At 63.4% G+C, this 15,380-nt stretch carries 17 protein-coding genes; 7 read left to right on the top strand and 10 right to left on the bottom strand.

All coding sequences use genetic code 11. The features are described 5' to 3' along the window. From VHB27_RS08470 to VHB27_RS24780, 5 genes are all read right to left on the bottom strand, one after another. Positions 1–828: hypothetical protein (locus VHB27_RS08470; protein WP_325599214.1), on the bottom strand; the 828-nt coding region annotated here is incomplete at its 3' end. Positions 829–1,139: 311 nt separating this feature from the next. Continuing rightward, positions 1,140–2,360: an acyl-CoA dehydrogenase family protein gene (locus VHB27_RS08465; protein ID WP_325599212.1), complete on the bottom strand. Its 1,221-nt coding sequence runs from the start codon at positions 2,358–2,360 to the stop codon at positions 1,140–1,142. 117 nt (positions 2,361–2,477) lie between these two features. Then, positions 2,478–3,275 carry an SgcJ/EcaC family oxidoreductase gene (locus VHB27_RS08460; RefSeq protein WP_325599210.1) on the bottom strand — a complete coding sequence of 266 codons (798 nt, stop codon included), beginning with the start codon at positions 3,273–3,275 and terminating at the stop codon, positions 2,478–2,480. 125 nt (positions 3,276–3,400) lie between these two features. After that, positions 3,401–4,300 carry an AraC family transcriptional regulator gene (locus VHB27_RS08455; RefSeq protein WP_325599208.1) on the bottom strand — a complete coding sequence of 300 codons (900 nt, stop codon included), beginning with the start codon at positions 4,298–4,300 and terminating at the stop codon, positions 3,401–3,403. Between the two features lie 865 nt (positions 4,301–5,165). Continuing rightward, the gene (locus tag VHB27_RS24780; protein WP_408903984.1) at positions 5,166–5,297 is read right to left on the bottom strand and encodes a hypothetical protein; all 132 of its coding nucleotides are present in this window, start codon (positions 5,295–5,297) and stop codon (positions 5,166–5,168) included. A 280-nt stretch (positions 5,298–5,577) separates the two neighbouring features. Here VHB27_RS24780 and VHB27_RS08450 point away from each other — a divergent pair, with 280 nt between their 5' ends. Together VHB27_RS08450 and VHB27_RS08445 are read left to right on the top strand one after the other, a co-directional pair. Further along, positions 5,578–6,024, top strand: a complete 447-nt coding sequence (locus VHB27_RS08450; RefSeq protein ID WP_325599206.1) for a hypothetical protein — start codon at positions 5,578–5,580, stop codon at positions 6,022–6,024. 12 nt (positions 6,025–6,036) lie between these two features. Then, positions 6,037–6,228 carry a helix-turn-helix transcriptional regulator gene (locus VHB27_RS08445; RefSeq protein ID WP_325599204.1) on the top strand — a complete coding sequence of 64 codons (192 nt, stop codon included), beginning with the start codon at positions 6,037–6,039 and terminating at the stop codon, positions 6,226–6,228. Positions 6,229–6,571: 343 nt separating this feature from the next. On the opposite strand, the gene VHB27_RS08440 is transcribed toward VHB27_RS08445, so the two are convergent. Next, positions 6,572–7,441 (bottom strand): LysR family transcriptional regulator, encoded by an 870-nt coding sequence (locus VHB27_RS08440; protein ID WP_325599201.1) that lies wholly within the window; start codon positions 7,439–7,441, stop codon positions 6,572–6,574. 102 nt (positions 7,442–7,543) lie between these two features. On the opposite strand from VHB27_RS08440, the gene VHB27_RS08435 reads away from it, so the two are divergent. Beyond that, positions 7,544–8,662, top strand: a complete 1,119-nt coding sequence (locus VHB27_RS08435) for a Gfo/Idh/MocA family protein (protein ID WP_325599199.1) — start codon at positions 7,544–7,546, stop codon at positions 8,660–8,662. Positions 8,663–8,818: 156 nt separating this feature from the next. Here the strand turns inward: VHB27_RS08435 and VHB27_RS08430 are convergent, their stop codons facing one another. Further along, the gene (locus VHB27_RS08430) at positions 8,819–9,337 is read right to left on the bottom strand and encodes an SRPBCC family protein (RefSeq protein WP_325599197.1); all 519 of its coding nucleotides are present in this window, start codon (positions 9,335–9,337) and stop codon (positions 8,819–8,821) included. Between the two features lie 18 nt (positions 9,338–9,355). Further along, on the bottom strand, positions 9,356–9,841 hold the full coding sequence (locus tag VHB27_RS08425) for a hypothetical protein (protein ID WP_325599195.1): 486 nt from the start codon (positions 9,839–9,841) through the stop codon (positions 9,356–9,358). A 298-nt stretch (positions 9,842–10,139) separates the two neighbouring features. On the opposite strand from VHB27_RS08425, the gene VHB27_RS08420 reads away from it, so the two are divergent. Continuing rightward, complete coding sequence (locus VHB27_RS08420; protein ID WP_325599193.1) at positions 10,140–10,787, top strand: lysophospholipid acyltransferase family protein; 648 nt, start codon at positions 10,140–10,142, stop codon at positions 10,785–10,787. A 121-nt stretch (positions 10,788–10,908) separates the two neighbouring features. Then, on the top strand, positions 10,909–12,072 hold the full coding sequence (locus VHB27_RS08415; protein ID WP_325599191.1) for a 3-deoxy-D-manno-octulosonic acid transferase: 1,164 nt from the start codon (positions 10,909–10,911) through the stop codon (positions 12,070–12,072). Here VHB27_RS08415 and VHB27_RS08410 read toward each other — a convergent pair. Continuing rightward, positions 12,069–12,713 (bottom strand): FMN-dependent NADH-azoreductase, encoded by a 645-nt coding sequence (locus VHB27_RS08410; RefSeq protein ID WP_325599188.1) that lies wholly within the window; start codon positions 12,711–12,713, stop codon positions 12,069–12,071. The two genes, VHB27_RS08415 and VHB27_RS08410, sit on opposite strands and share 4 nt — an antisense overlap. Continuing rightward, entirely contained in the window at positions 12,710–13,165 is a 456-nt protein-coding gene (locus VHB27_RS08405; RefSeq protein ID WP_325599186.1) for a GNAT family N-acetyltransferase, read from the bottom strand. Before VHB27_RS08405 ends, VHB27_RS08410 begins: the two co-directional genes overlap by 4 nt. 95 nt (positions 13,166–13,260) lie before the next feature. Between VHB27_RS08405 and VHB27_RS08400 the strand changes: the two genes are divergently transcribed. Together VHB27_RS08400 and VHB27_RS08395 are read left to right on the top strand one after the other, a co-directional pair. Beyond that, positions 13,261–14,679, top strand: a complete 1,419-nt coding sequence (locus VHB27_RS08400; protein WP_325599184.1) for a PLP-dependent aminotransferase family protein — start codon at positions 13,261–13,263, stop codon at positions 14,677–14,679. A gap of 87 nt (positions 14,680–14,766) precedes the next feature. After that, on the top strand, positions 14,767–15,213 hold the full coding sequence (locus tag VHB27_RS08395; protein WP_325599182.1) for a carboxymuconolactone decarboxylase family protein: 447 nt from the start codon (positions 14,767–14,769) through the stop codon (positions 15,211–15,213). The last annotated feature ends 167 nt before the right edge of the window (positions 15,214–15,380 follow it).

The following is a 15,380-nucleotide window of genomic DNA, read 5'->3' as shown; positions in this document are numbered from 1 at the left end:
ATACGCGCCCGTCGAATAGATCAGAGCGTACTTGCCGTCGATGCGTGTGATGAATGGCGCCTCGACTAGTTTGGCCGCCGTGTGATCGTAACGCTCCGAATTCAGCGGGCCGAACCGGTCGCCCGTCGTCAGCAGCGTTGCCGGCGGGACCGGTTCTTTCTGGGTCGGCGACACCATCGGCTGAATAACGATCCCATTGCGCAGCGCTGGCCGCGAGGTAAAGTTCTTCACGAACAGAAGATAGAGCTTACCGTCGTCCTCAAGGTATTTCCCGTCATAATTACCGTCGACACGCTCTGAGAAAGACCCGGAGAGCACGGTATCCGCGACCCATTGCAGCGGGACCTGGTCGGGAGAGGCGGCGCTGGCCGGCCGTGCATGCACGAGAACCGTCCAGTGATCGCCGGCCGGCGCGCCGCGCCGCTTGACACCAATCGCCAGCACTGCGTGCCAGCCCCCCTGATCATCCTGAAATACATTGAGGTTTTGAAAGTTGGTGAACGTGTCTCCGGCTGCTGTAATGCCATCAGCTAGCGCGCCCACGTCGAACTGCGCCGGCGTCCAGGTGCAACGGCTTGGAGCAAGAGGAATTCGGCAACGCATAATCGCCTTCGTCGTCCCAGAAATCGCGACCATTTGGCTCGGGCGTGACGGCGCGAGCCGCACGGGATAAGGATCCTCAAAATACCCGGAGCCGGCAGCCCCGATGGTCGTCAGCGGTTCGATTGCAAGCGGCCGCGCTCGCACCAAGCCGTCGACCGCCTGGTCGGGTCTACGAGCGTCCGCAGGCTGAGCCAGCGTGGCACTGCCATAGGCGAACAACAGCATAAAGGCCGCGACGAAACTTCCGTGCGCGATCGTCCGTGTCCTCCGCGCTGGACCCGGTCGAAGGACGCGTGCGGGTCCGATCGCTTCTATGCCCCCCGGGTCCGCATCCGATGCGGCCCCTTGGCGGAAGATCGAGCACATCGCGGATTCGAGGCGAGTAGATCGTGACATTTGTGCGGGTTCCAGTACGGGATGACGGCCAGACGTGGCGATCCGACCTGCGTATCCGAGCGAGCGTGCGCCCGCGTCCCCCCTCGGCCGCGAAACGACTGAGGGGTGGGGCACAAATTCCAGGGGCTAGTGAGGTTCTGTCATTCCCGCGCGTTTTCAATGCGCGAGGCCGCGGCAGCTCCGGCCGAGACATAATTGCGCGGGTGCACCGCGGCATGTGTCGCGCCAACACGAAGGTCTAGCATTCTTCGTTGCAGCGACGACGTCTCATACACCGCCCGGCTTCCCGCGAGTTCGAAGCAACCTTCGACGACGTGGACGCAGGCAGAAGTAATCCACGCCGCGACGCCCTGAAGCCCGGCCAGGTCATTCATGCTCTTGGCTGCTGCCCGTTCCCGATCGCACCAGATGCGATCTGCTTCGGCCGCAAGCAGCGCGCGTGTCGCGCGGAGTTCGGTGTCAAGGCGCGCCAAACTTTCCTTAAAGCGGTCGGTTTCAGCCAGCGGAACGGTCATGCGCTGCTGCTTGAGGCCGGATGCCGCAAGCGCAACGAGATCCGCGATGGCGCCCTCGGCGACCCCCACCGAGAAGGCACCGTGCAACAGCAGGGCAACCTCGAAGACTTTACCGAAGATCGGATCGGGTGCAAAGGAGCTTCCGAAGGGAAATTCGAAGAAATTCGAGTCCGGAACGAACACGTCCCGCAACTCAACGTCGTGGCTACCGGTGCCTCTGAGCCCGAAAGTGTGCCATGTGTCGTGAATATCCCAGTGTCCAGCCGGCATCAGGCATGCCCGGATCATCGGGCCCGACGCGTCCGAGGCCGGGATTGGAGAACCATCTTCCATCATCACGCAATTGCCCATGATCCACTCGGCGTTCTGGCAGCCGCTTGCGAACGGCCAGGAGCCGGTAACCTTCCACCCTCCTGGCGTGCGCTCGGCCCTACCGGCCGGCTGCCCTGAACCGGCGAGGATGTGGTCCTTGCCATCACCGAAAATCCGTTCACACAGGGTCGGCGTCGTCAGGAATGGCAGCAAGCTGCCGACCTGGCCAATCATCGCGTTCCAGCCCACCGATCCGTCGAGCTTGGCGAGTGCCGAGGTGGCGCGAAGCGTGCTAGGAACATCGAGTTCGAGGCCGCCATAGCGTCGGGGCACGAGCACGCTGTAGATCCGCGCCGACTTGAGGGCAGTCACGAGATCCGTCGGCAGTCGCCGGTCTTGTTCGATCTGGCGGGTGTGCTCTGCGACCAGCGGGGCTAGCGCGGCGATGCACGAGAGCAACTGGTCCACCGTGGTCGCATCAGGTTCCGGCGTGCCGCCGGCTGCTGATCGTGTCTTATCAATGAGTGTTGTCATCTGGTTTTTCCTGACTGTAGGAAACGGCACACAGGCGATCTGGCCCCTGCAGGATCAGACCCGATTGCAGTGGTTTGCACCTGCGGCGGCACGCGCCGGGTCGCGCATTGCCCAGGCCTATTCCGGGGCGTATTCCTTCCACGCGCGATCAAACGCCATCCACACCTCGGCGGATCGCCCGTCCTTGATCGGGCGCTTTCGGCAGTTATGGAAAGCCCGCATTAGGACCTCGCCGTCCTGCCGTATGAACAGTTCCGTCTCCACCGACGCCCCGGTCAGATCACCGGCACGGCCACCGCCACGCTCAATGTGGCCGCTGGTAAAGACGAGCGTAGCCTCATCTCCCAGCACCACTACGTCCTCGATGCTTACGACCAGCCGGGTTCCCTTGAGATGCGTGTCGAACGCTTGCTGGTGAAACCGTCCAATGGCCCGCGATCCGCGCAGCACTGTTCCGTCGAACGCTACAAAGTGTGCATCCGGGGTGAACCCGGCTGCAAACTCTTCGCCGTTGCCATTTCGCCATCCATCCGCGATCCGCTTGAGGACTTCGGCAACCTCTACCCGGGTGGGCGCAGATGTCGTTGTTTGGTTCATGGTCATCTCTCCTTTCTTGCCGGCATCCGGGACGCCGCTGCGTGACTCCGGCTCGACGGCTTCGGGCATGATGTTCAGCGGCGCCGCGATGGCCCCAATGCGAAAGCACGCATAGTAGGCGATCGCCATCTCGGGCCGGCTTTCCATGTGCAATGCGACGCGGTCGGCGGCGCGGACGCCTCGCCGCAGCAGCGCCCATGCGAGATGCTCGGATGCGGTGGCCAGGCGCCCGTAGGTCCACGCATCCTGGTTCGCGAGGAAGGCCACGTCATCAGGACGGGTCTCTAGCTGGCGATGTAAGACGATGATCGGTGACAATGTCGGTCCTCCTGCCGTGTGCGAAGGACCGGATTATGGAGCTTGCGAGGAGCCGTCCGCGCGGCGTGGATTGCGCCGGATAGGCCGATCTTGCTACGACCGGTGGCGGGCGGAGATCGTCACGCTCAGTTCTTCCGCTCGCGGCGATACTGACCGGGGCTGGTGCCAAGGTGCTTGCGGAACACGCGGGCGAGTTGGTTGGGGTCCTCGTAGCCCACCCGAGCGGCCACCTCGATCACCGGCAGGTCGGTGTCGGTCAGCAACGCCCTCGCCCCCTCCACCCGGCGGGCGAGCTGCCAGCGGTGCGGCGGCAATCCTGTGGATTGCTTGAACGCGCGACAGAAGTGCGCGGGCGAGAGCCTGACCAGCCCGGCCAACGCGTCGAGGCTCACGTCTTCATCGAGGTGGGCGCGTAGATAATCGCAAGCGCGCCGCACCTGCCACGGCGGCAGGCCGCCCTTCTGCTGTAGTTCAGCCGTGAGATGCTCGCCGGTCGCACGAACGAGGGCAAGGATCAATGTATGCACTGCCTGCCCCACGAACAATGCTCCTAGCGGGTCATCTCCGGCGGCTTCCTGCCAGAGACGGCGTGACAATGTGGCAACGAGATCGTCGCGGAACGGGCTCGTGTGCAGCCGGCCGAAGGACACCTCGCCTGCGTGCCGGCCGTGCTCCAGGAGGACGTCGCGGACCGTTGTCGTTGGAAGAAGGCACAAGAGCAGGTCCATAGTTGCCTCGTGCTCGCAAGCGAGGGTGGTGTCAGCCGGCGACACGAGGCAATGCCCTGGACTCGCGGATATCTCGAGCGCGTCGCCACCCAACGTCAGCCCCAGCCGACCGCCCCCACCTTCGAGGAGGGTGAGCGCGAACGCCGGGGCGCTGTCATGCGCGTAGAAGCCGGCGGCCTGCTGCGGCGACCGGATCAGGCTGACGCCGTTGCCGCCGGCCGGCCGGACCTCCCAGGGGCCCGTGGCGTGGGCTCGGTCGCGCTCGAACCAGTCGCGGTGTGATCTTGGTCGACTCATGACCGCCGCTCCTATGGATAGTGGCCGGGGTTGGAACTCAGCGCCTGTCGGTACGCATCTGACCCGATGCGGACCGCGACCGCGATAACGGGCGCCGCCTCCGAGTTGGCGCCACGACGAGGGCATCACGCTCGCTACGGCGAACGCGGCAAGAGCCTACGGTTCTCTCCTCTCCGAGCCGGCCTGCGGGCACGGGACCCCGGACGTTTCACGCGCATGCTCCACGCCCTGGACATGGGACGATCGAGGGCCGTCGTCAATCGGCATGGTAAGGCCCGCCGGTTCGGCGCAATCCGGGCTGGTTCGCGCGAATCAGGCCGCGAGGCAACCGCGCCACTCCAGCAACCTCAACATCGCCGGGTTTCTCAACTCTGCCAAGCATGTCCCGCTCCGCCATCGCTGACGGTCTTTTTCGGGCCAAGCTGATGGCGCCGTCTTCGCGGAAAATCCCGAGAATCGACCAATCGACACCGATAGTCGCTGAAACCGAACAAATTCCGAATCGTCGAAATTCCCCTTTGAATTCAAGAGCGCGATTTTCTGACGGATCGGGGATACGGTTCTTTGGAATGCGCGGAAAAAGGAATGCGCGGAAAAAATTTGCGCCGAAAAATCAGCGTGTTATCATCGCTTAAAACCATCGAGTGGGAGTGAGGGGGAGTATCGACTAGCCGCGTGGCATGCGGGCGCGCCTGATCCCATCCGGTGGATCATCATAAGCAGTCATGGAATCCCGGATTGGGCCCGCGAGGTTCGCACCACGGGGGTTCCGTTCAGGACCACGGACGGCGAGGCGCAGATCGTTGCCGTACGGCAAGGGCTCGGGATGACGACGTTGCAGTGCTTTGTCGGAGATGCCGATCCCCTACTGGTGAGAGTGTCGGGTACCAACCTGCACATGTACGGAACGGTTTGGCTGCAACGATGTGGGCGCAAAGCAGCGGACGACATCAGGGGTGCGGTTGATATCGTCCACGTCGGCCGGCGCCACCAGCATCGCGCCCTTCACGGCTGAGTGCCGATGACTCCGTGCGACCCGGGCCCAGCGCGTGCTATCGCGCAGAACTGTCCATATCCGGTCATATCGCCATTGTAGCCCAAGTCGCCTGGGTGGTCCGGTATGGAAACTGGACCGCTTTGCGCTCGTGTGCTGCTCACTGCGCTCGCAATTGGCTCCGACCCCCAAAGCGAAACGACTAGCGCCGATTTATGACAAGCAAACTTGACACTCATCTGCGGCTGTGTCAAGCTTGCTTGACACATGGGAGTGCCCAACCATGCTTTCCCGCCGACACGTCGCGTTCATCGGATCCGTCGCGGTCGCCGTCGTCGGCGCGGTCCTCATCTGGTTCGGCGCGGCCGCCATCATACTGGCCGTGTTCGGCCACGACATGCAGGCCGCGGCGCCTTGGCTAGCGGTGGCCAAGTTCGCCAGCCTGGCGTGGGCGGCGGCGGTGGGATGGTTGGTCACCTGGCCCCGGCTCGACGAGATGGAGAAGGAAGCGCGCAAGCTCTGTTGGTTCATTGGGTCCACGGCAGCCATCTTGCTGACCGCGCCGATCATGCTGCTGTGGCTGGAGAACGGCGGCGCGTTCCTCGCCCGTTATACGGGTCGCCGCGGCACGCCCGGTGTCTATTTTGCTCTGGGGTGGGTCGGTCTGGTTCTTGCTCAGTTGCTGGCATCCCTGGTCGCCCGGGCCGGGTGGTGGGTGGCGAAGCGCTAAAGGCGTTGGGCCATGAAGAACCGACTCAAGACGCTGCGCGCCGAACGCGGATGGAGCCAGGCGGAACTGGCCGAGCGTCTCGACGTCTCGCGTCAGAGCGTCAATGCCATCGAGACCGACAAATACGACCCCAGCCTGCCGCTTGCCTTCAAGATCGCGCGCCTCTTCGGCCAGCCGATCGAGGCGATCTTCGACGACCGATGATGCCGGTAACGGCGGATCCGTTCTGAAGGAGAAACCTGTATGAAGGATACGGTGGGTGTTGACGGGATTTGCCGGTCGCTGTTTGTCATCGATGTGGAAAATCGACCAATCGATGCCGATGGTCGCTGAAACCGAACAAATCGCGGACCGTCGAAACTCCTCTTCAAAATCAAGAGCGCAAATTCATGACGGATCGGCCGCGTGGTACTTCATGGCCTGCGGAAAAATTGCATCGAAAGATCAAGCGAGTGAGTGGGGGGGCGTAACGCCGGGATGCTCGAGGAGAGCTTGGCATATGGTCGGCGAGCTACACATGCCGATATTTTCTATGTTTTATATTTGTCTATCGCATACTCAAATCTGGATTTTCAGAAATCACGGCTGCAACGAAATCCATCACGGCGTGTACTGCAGGGGTCTTCCTCAGGTCGCGGTGAACAACGAGCCAGATGTCGCGCGAAAAAGGAGGCACGTCTTCATGGAGGCGGACAAGATCACTGTCTCTGTCCCCGAGGAAGCAGGGCAGGCCGGCTACGCCCACCCCGGCCCGCGCGGCGATCAGGTGCTCGCTGATGTGGTTCAGTTCGCAAGCCACCGGCCGGTCGCCGGCAATGCCGACCAGCCACCGTTGCTGCGGCATGTCGGCGAAGCTCTGATCGAAGGCAATGAACTGCCACCGCTGCGGCGCAGCCAGGTGAGCATATGATCGGTGGGCATAGAGACCGAAGGCCATCACTCCCACCTTCCGCGTCATGCTTCGTGCTTCCTGCGGCCGGACGAGCCGCACGGCAACGTCAGCCTCGCGGCGGCTCAGAGAAACTTGCCGGCCTTGTGCCGGAAGTGAAAGCCGGATGTTCGGATAGTCCGCCCGGAAGCGTGCCAGGTGTTCGGCAAGAAGATGGGTGACCAGAACTGGCGGAGCGCTCAGCGTCACCCGGCCGACGAGCGGGGCATGCGCGGCCTTTGCCAAGCGACCGATGCCGTCGGCCCCGGCCTCCATCTGGACTGCCTCATCGAACACCTGCTTTCCGATCGTGGTGAGGCGGCATGATCGCGGCAGGCGATCGACCAGCCGAACGTCAAGCGCCGCCTCAAGCGCGACAAGCCGCCGGCTGACCGTCGCGTGGTCCACTTTCAGGTTGCGGGCCGCGCCGGAGAGCGTGCCGCTCTGCGCTACGGCCAGAAAATGCCGGATATCTTCCCAATCGATCATTGGTGCGAAATCTCAAGGATCACTCGTATATATACCGAATTTTCGCGCAGAGCACGCGGCATATATTTCAGGTCAAGATGGAGCAAAGGGGAACACAGCGCCATGCCAGGACAGCGCTTCGGGGTTGGTATCGTCGGCGTGGAGCCGGGCAGGAGTTGGGCCGCGCAAGGCCACATTCCTGCGCTGCGTGCGTTATCCGAAACCTTCGAAATCGTCGGCGTCGCCAACACGAGCAAAGCCAGCGCCGAGGCTGCGGCCGCCGCGACCGGGCTTCCGCGCGCCTTCGCCAATGTCGCTGAGTTGGTTGCGGCACCAGAAGTCCATATCGTCACGGTCGCGGTGAAGGTGCCTCCTCATCTGGAAATCGTGAAGGCGGCGATCGGCGCGGGCAAGCATGTCTATTGCGAATGGCCGCTGGGTAATGGCCTGGCCGAAGCCGAGGAAATGGCCGCGCTCGCCCAGGCAAAGGGAGTGCTGGGTGTGGTCGGAACCCAAGCGCGCGTCGCGCCGGAGATCGAATATTTGAGGCACCTGATCGCGGACGGCTTCGTCGGCGATGTGCTGTCGACCACGCTGGTCGCACGGGGCGGTGCCTTGCAGGGCGGCGGCAGCATCCCTGACAAGAAAACCTGGGCCTATTTGCTGGACCGCGCCAATGGCGCCACGCTCCTGACGATCCCGGTCGGCCACACGATGGCGGCTCTACGGGACGTGTTCGGCGAAGTCGCGGAAGTCTCTTCGGTGTTGGCCGTCCGGCGACCGACGGCGCTCGCGATCGATACGGGCGAGATACTGCCCGTAACGGCCCCGGACCAAGTGCTGGTCAGCGGTGTATTCGCCTCCGGCGCACCTGTCTCCATCCACTATCGCGGTGGCCCGGCGAGGGACGGCGATGGCCTATTTTGGGACATCCATGGGACGGACGGCGACATCCGGGTGTTGGGGCCATCCGGGCACACACAGATGGTTCAACTCTCCCTCAAGGGCGCGCGCAGCGACGAGAAAACGTTCAGGCCGCTCGAGGTCCCGTCGTCATATCGCGCGGGCTGGCCGGAGGATGCAGGACCGGGGAATGTCGCCCGCCTCTATGCGAGGATGGCTCGGGACTTGCAGAACGGCACCCGTACCGCGCCGAGCTTTGAAGACGGAGTCGTGGTGCATCGGATTATCGCCGCGATCGAAAAAGCTGCAGAGAGCGGAAACCGCGTCGTGCTGACCTGACTTAGGCAGGATCGACCGTCTGACGCTCTCCATTTCCAATCCCCAAGCCCGGATCCGAGCCACTTTCGAAATGATGTAAGATCGCTTCAACGAGCCGGAGCGCTCTGGCGTGGCATGCAGAGAAGAGCCAGGCGGCCGACCGCGAGATCACAGACTTCATGACCATCCGACGCGCGCGCCCAGGGTGACGAGAAGGTCGTCCAGTTGCTCGAACTGCTCGGGCATCCCATCCTCCATCCCGGCAATGGCAAAGTCGAGAGCTTCCTTCGAAGGATAGAGTTCGTGCAGGACCAGCAGCGTCTTGTCACCGTTTTCCTCGAAGGTCACAGTGGTCACGGCACCGTCATCACTTTCGTCATTAGTCCAGACGAGGCGCGAGTGCGGCATCACCTCGATGTACCTGCCGAAGAACGCCATGCGCTTCGAGGCATCGTGGCCAAACTCGAAACGGTATCTGCCCCCGACGCGAACATCCGCCTCGCAGGACAGCAAGGGTACGCCTGTCGATTTCGGTGCCCACCATCGCTTGAGCAGATCGGGCTTGGTCCAAGCCTCGAACACGATGCGCGCCGGGCCGTTGAAGGTTCGCGTAATGACCAGCTCCCGGTCGGACTTCCGTTCCACCGTCGTGCGGTTCTTCTTGGAGGTGGGCTCATTCTTTCCTGTTGTGTCCACCGACCTTCTCCTTTCGTTTCAGTTCCTCGACGACTTTGTCCAGCTCATCGAAGCGTACGTCCCAGAGCTGGTGGTACCTCTCGATCCACGCCGCCTCTTGCTCCAATCGGCGTAGGCCGAGATGGCCGCCCCGGTTTCCCACTGCCATCGGAACTCGCCCCAATTCCTCGGCAAGGTCGCGCTGGCCCATGTGCTCAGGGCGGCATTGACCGGGGAATTGAAAACGAAGAACACCGCGATCATGGCCACATACAAGCATGCAGCTACGCCCCACATCCTGCGGGCCGCCATGTCGTGAGACCGATTTAGGCATAGGAAGGCGTTCACGGCGACGCCGGCGATCTCGGTGGGTGCGCCTATGAAGGGGCCCCATCCCCGATAAAGCTGCTGTTGCACTTGGAGCCAGAGCGCGCCCTCCATCCGGAGCTTGTTGGCCATCTCCAGCACGTGAGCGGCCGGGGCCAGAAGGGCTGCGATCGCGATGGCTATGCTGATGATCCGCATTGTGCACGTCCGTTTTCGGTCGGTCTGGTAGCCCCTGACAAAGGCTCGAGACGTCCGGTTCCCCGGTCGAACGGCATCCATGCCGCATTTCTGATCTAAGAGTGGTCATGCCGCATGTGGCAATGCTATCCGCGGACAGGCCGCCAGGGTGGCTGGATGTCGAACGCTTTATCGGCGGGTTGTTTCCAAATGGCTTGCCGTAGCCGAAAAATAACGTACCCCATATCCAAATACCGGGTGGAAGGGCGCTCTCTTTCTCCCGGTATCCAACGCAAACCGATTGACATGAGGGCTGGCCATGAGCGGTGGTTCCATCAGGCAGCATGCCGAGAGTTTCGCCGTCAGCCTGGTGCATGCCTTTCTTGGGCGCGCTGTTTCGACCTCGACCTGGCTGTCCGTCGGGTTTGAGCATCTGGATGCATACCTCGAAGACGGGCGGCTGATCATCGTCATCTGGCACGAATTCCTGGCCCTGGCGCCGGCCCTTCTCGGAAGGGTCGGTCGCGCCGGGAAACGGCGGACACCGGCCATCTGCGCCCTGGCAAGTACCCACCGGGACGGTGCCTTGGCCGGCAACATCGCGGAGAGGTTCGGCGTCACCCCCATCCAAGGCTCCAGCACGCGCGGCGGCGGAAGCGCGCTGCGGAGCTTCCGGAAGTTCTTCGAACGCCGGTTCCTGATGATCATCGCTCCCGACGGCCCCCGAGGACCCCGTCGCAGCTCGGCGCGCGGGCTGAACTTCGCCGGACTGGACGATGTCGCGATCCTACCGGTCGGCCTGGCCATGAACGATCCCATCCGGCTGTCGTCATGGGATCGAATGATCCTGCCTTGTCCGCAGGGCGTGGGCACGATGCGGTGCGGGCCCGTGACCGTCCTGGACCCGTCGGCTGGTGCGTTGTCGAAATACGCCGTAGTATGGGCACTGAACAAAGTGTCCCATTGATCGGCAGGAGGGTATGTCGTTAGGCCTGAGGATAGTCTCTACCGTCGTACTGCTGCTAAGGCCTGCGATTTATTTTTTCCTGCGCTTCAAGTTTCACGGACGATGGGATGCGCGGGAACGGTTGCGCCAACGCCTGGGCGTGTTCGCCACGGCGCGCGAGGCAGGGTCGCTCGTTTGGGTGCATGGCGCCAGTATCGGCGAAGCCAAGGCCGGCCTGCCACTGGTGCAGCGTCTGGCATCCGCCACGAATATTCTGTTCACAACTGCAACACTTTCATCCCAGGACATCCTGCGAAGCTCGGTTCGCACCAACAGGCGCCTTGAACATACGTCCCTGACGCTGTTTGGGCTCGATCTTCCCAACAGCGTCATGCGGTGCCTGGATTGGTGGTCACCAGATGCCGTCGTGATGCTGGAAAGCGAGATCTGGCCGCATTTCCTGATGCAGTGCCGCCGTCGGAACATTCCGATCGCTTTGCTGAACGCACGGATTTCCGATCGCAGCTTCCGTCGCTGGCGCCGTTTTTCATCCGCGTTCAAGACGCTGATGGGCACGTTCAACAGCATCCATGCCAGGACCTTGCTGGATTGCGCCAGGCTGCAGCTTCTCAGCGCACCCAAGGCGCTGACGGTGTTGGGCGACCTGAAATTCCTGGCGGAGCCACTGCCCTACAATGCCGCCGAAATGGTGCATCTCGCCCCATATTTCATCGGCCGTCCGGTCTGGCTGGCGGCCAGCACCCATCCCGGCGAGGAAGAGATCGTCTTACAAACGCATCATAAGCTGGCGGCGAAGTTCCCGGACCTGCTGACCGTCGTCGTTCCGCGCCATCCTGAACGGGGCCCGCGTCTTGAAAAGGAATTGAACGCGGACCGCAGAGCGGCCGGCAAGATGCCGCCGGTCCGGGGACTATGGATCGCCGACACGTACGGTGAGCTTGGCCTTTGGTTCCGATTGATACCAATCGTCTTCGTCGGAAAAAGCCTCGTCCCGCACGGCGGCGGCCAAAACGCCCTGGAACCGGCCCGCCTGGCCTGTGCGGTCGCGGTGGGTCCCGAAACCGCGAATTTCCTGGAGCATGTCAGCTTCCTGAAAAAGGCCGGTGCGCTCACCGAGGTCGCCGACGGGGACCAGTTGGCGGACTTCGTCGAACGGATGCTTTCCACCCCGCATCATCGCCGCCGGGTGGGCGAGTTGGCGGCTGATGCCGTATGCAGCCTTGACGCGAAGGTCTCGGATTACTGGCACGATGCGATCGAGCCGCTGTTGCCGGCGAACCGCTAATCGGAACCAACGGCGGCGACGCGATCCATGCCGGCCGACATCGCCGCCAATTTTCGCCGGACATTGTGTTCCGCATGGTCCCACGCCGCCGCCACCATATCGGCGCCGCGCGTCACGCCCTGCAATGGAAAGAACGTGACGTCGTGCAAGCCGATCGTTCCCAGGATCGCAACCAGGTAAGGCGTCAGGAAATCCGGCTGGCGTGCCGTGTCTCCGGCATAGAACCCGCCGGCGGCGACCGCGATCAGCACCGGACGATCCGGCAGCAGGCCGACCTTTCCCTCCGGTAACGACCGGAAGGTGCGCCGGATACGGACGACATGGTCGATCCACGCTTTCAAGGGCGACGGCACGGTGAAATTATGCATCGGGGTCCCGATGACGAGGCAATCGGCTTGCTCAAGCTCCGCGATCAGCGTCTCCGACAGTGCCATCGATGCCGCATCCGCGTCGGCCGGCTGCCCGATCAAGGCTTGGGCATAGGCCATGTCGACATGGGGCGGAGGGGCCAGGCCGAGATCGCGGCGCATGACAACCGAATCCGGCGCTTTGTCCACGAGGCCACGGACGATCAGTTCCGACAGCCTCGTGCTGGCCGAGGCGGCGCCGCGCGGGCTGCAGGTCAAATGCAGGACGTTCATGCCGCGACCCTCTCCAACGATTTGCCGAAGCGGATCGCTCCTGTCAGCAGTCCCTGGCGGCAGTAGAAACGATGCGCCAGCGAATTGGCCAGGCCGGTGTCGAGGACCAGGCGGGTGCACGCGTTCTGGCAGGCGATATCAGTCAACGTTTCCAGCAGCCGCGCGCCCCAGCGCCGGCCACGGGCGCGCTCGGTCGTGACCAGGTCGTCGACATAGAGAAACCGGCCGTAGATCAGGTTCTCCTGCAACCGGTATCCCGCCAAGGCGACGGCTTCGTTGCCCTGCCACACGCCCAGAAGCCGGTACTGTTCTGTTCGTAACCGAGCGAACCGGCGGATGAAATCGTCCTCGTTCACCAGATGGGGGCGGAGTTCCCGCATCACCCCGAAACAGGCCCGCAATTCCTGCTCGGTTTCCACTGGCCGGATCATGGCCTCGATCGTGTCGGTCATCGTTCGCTGAATTCCACATTGATCCCGATAGCCCAGGGGAATAATCGGTTGATGCCCCAGGTATAAGTGCCAAGATCGACAAATCGAGGTGGGCCATGCGACCAGGTGATGCACCAGGCTTCCTGACGCTGAGCCCGGCGGCGGGATCACCGCTCTATCGGCAGATCTATGCGCGGTTTCGCGCGGCGATCGCGGACGGCGTGCTCGCACCCGGCGAACGCGTCCCCGCGGCGCGTGGCCTCGCGGCGGAACTCGGCCTTGCGCGTGGGACGGTCGAAGCCGCCTATGCGCTGTTGAATGCCGAGGGGTATTTCTCCACCAGGGGGCAGGCCGGCACTTTCGTGACGACACGCCTCGATCCACGGGTCCTCTCCGCCGGGACGGCGCAAGGCGGTCCGCCGCGCGCGGGAAAGCCAGGCGAGGGAAGGGCCGAGATCCGTCCGTTTCAGATGGGACTGCCGGCCCTTGACGCTTTCCCGCGGAAAATCTGGGCGCGTCTCGCGGCCCGCTGCGTGCGGGGGATGCAAGCCGATGAAATGCTGCAGCGGACGGAGCCATCCGATGCGTTGCGAAGGGCGATCGCCGGGTATCTGGGCATCTCGCGTGGGATCGAATGCTCCGCGGAGCAGATTTTCGTCACCGCCGGCTATCGCGATATGCTGGCGTTGGTCATCAGGACCTTGATCCAACCAGGCGAAACGATCTGGGTCGAGGATCCGGGCTACCCGCCCACGCGCGAACTGCTGGTCCATGCCGGGATCGAAAGCGTGCCGGTTCCCGTCGATCCGGAAGGACTGGTGGTCGCGGACGGCATCCGTCAGGCAGCGTCGTCCCGCGCCGCAATCGTCACGCCTGCGCATCAAAGCCCGACCTGCGTGACGATGTCATTGCCCCGACGCATCGAGCTGCTGCACTGGGCGGAACAGGCCGACGCCTGGATTGTCGAGGACGATTACGACGGCGAATACCGCTATGTCAGCCAACCCCTCCCGGCGCTCAAAAGCCTGGATCGCGCCGGGCGGGTGCTCTACGCCGGCAGTTTCAGCAAGGTGCTGTTCCCAGGGCTTCGCCTCGGCTACCTGGTGGTGCCCGAGGGGCTGATCGACCAGTTCCGGCAGGTCAGCAGCATTTTCGGCAACGGCGGCGCGAACCTGGTCCAGGACATCGTCGCCCGCTTCATGACCGAGGGTCACTTCGCCCGACACATCCAACGGATGCGGCGGCTCTATGCAGAGCGACGGCGGGCAGTCGTGGCCGGGCTGAGCGCGGCGTTCGACGGCCGCCTGCGGATCGAGCCACAACCAGGCGGGATGCATCTGGTGATCCGCACCGGCGGGGCAGTATCGGACCAAGCCCTGGCGCGGCGGATGCGCGACGACGGCTTGTACGCCCATGCGCTGACCGACTGGGTGGTCCAGGCAAAGGTGGCGCCGGCCGTGCTGATCAGCTTCACCAATGTGGAGAGCGAGCAGGCGGCCCGACGGCTGGGGGAGCGGATCATGGCGCTCCTCTGATCATGGCATAGGACAAATGACCCTTCATGGTCCTGGTCCGTGGTCCATGAGCCGCCTACCTCCCGGCCAACGCAACAGGAGGTCACCATGCATATCGAACGCGTTTCTCCTCAGCAGGTCGCCCCGGACGCCTACAAGGCGGTGCTGGGCGTCGAGGCCCAGATACAGCGGTCGGGCCTGCCCAAGTCCCTGATCGAACTCGTCAAGATGCGGGCATCGCAGATCAACGGCTGCGCCTTCTGCCTGGACATGCACAGCAAGGACGCCCTGGCAGCCGGCGAGACGGCGCAACGCCTGTTCCTGCTGAACGCCTGGGCCGAGGCGCCTGTGTTCACGCCGGCCGAGCGGGCGGCCCTTGCCTGGACCGATGCGTTGACGAAGGTCAGCGAGACCCATGCGCCCGACGCGGCCTATGAGGCCTTGAAGCCGCATTTCAGCGACAAGGCGATCGTCGACCTGACGATGCTGATCGGGATGATCAATCTGTGGAACCGGCTCGCCATCGGCATGCGTTACGTCCCGGATGCGGCCTGACATCGGACCGTTCCGTCATGGTGGGGCAGGCCCGCCATGACGGGACGGATCCACACCGCCGGGTGCCAAGCTTCCAGCCGAAGTGCATCCGGCTAGATACCCGGACGCCTTTCCGGTAGGGTCCATGTCTTCCGTTGACCCAAGGACCCTGGCCGCGCCCCGTTTGA

It is taken from the genome of Rhodopila sp., assembly GCF_035548235.1.
In the GTDB taxonomy this organism is placed as follows: Bacteria; Pseudomonadota; Alphaproteobacteria; order Acetobacterales; family Acetobacteraceae; genus Rhodopila.
The sequence above is the reverse complement of the archived record's forward strand: the minus strand, read 5'-3'. Positions and strand labels throughout refer to the sequence as shown.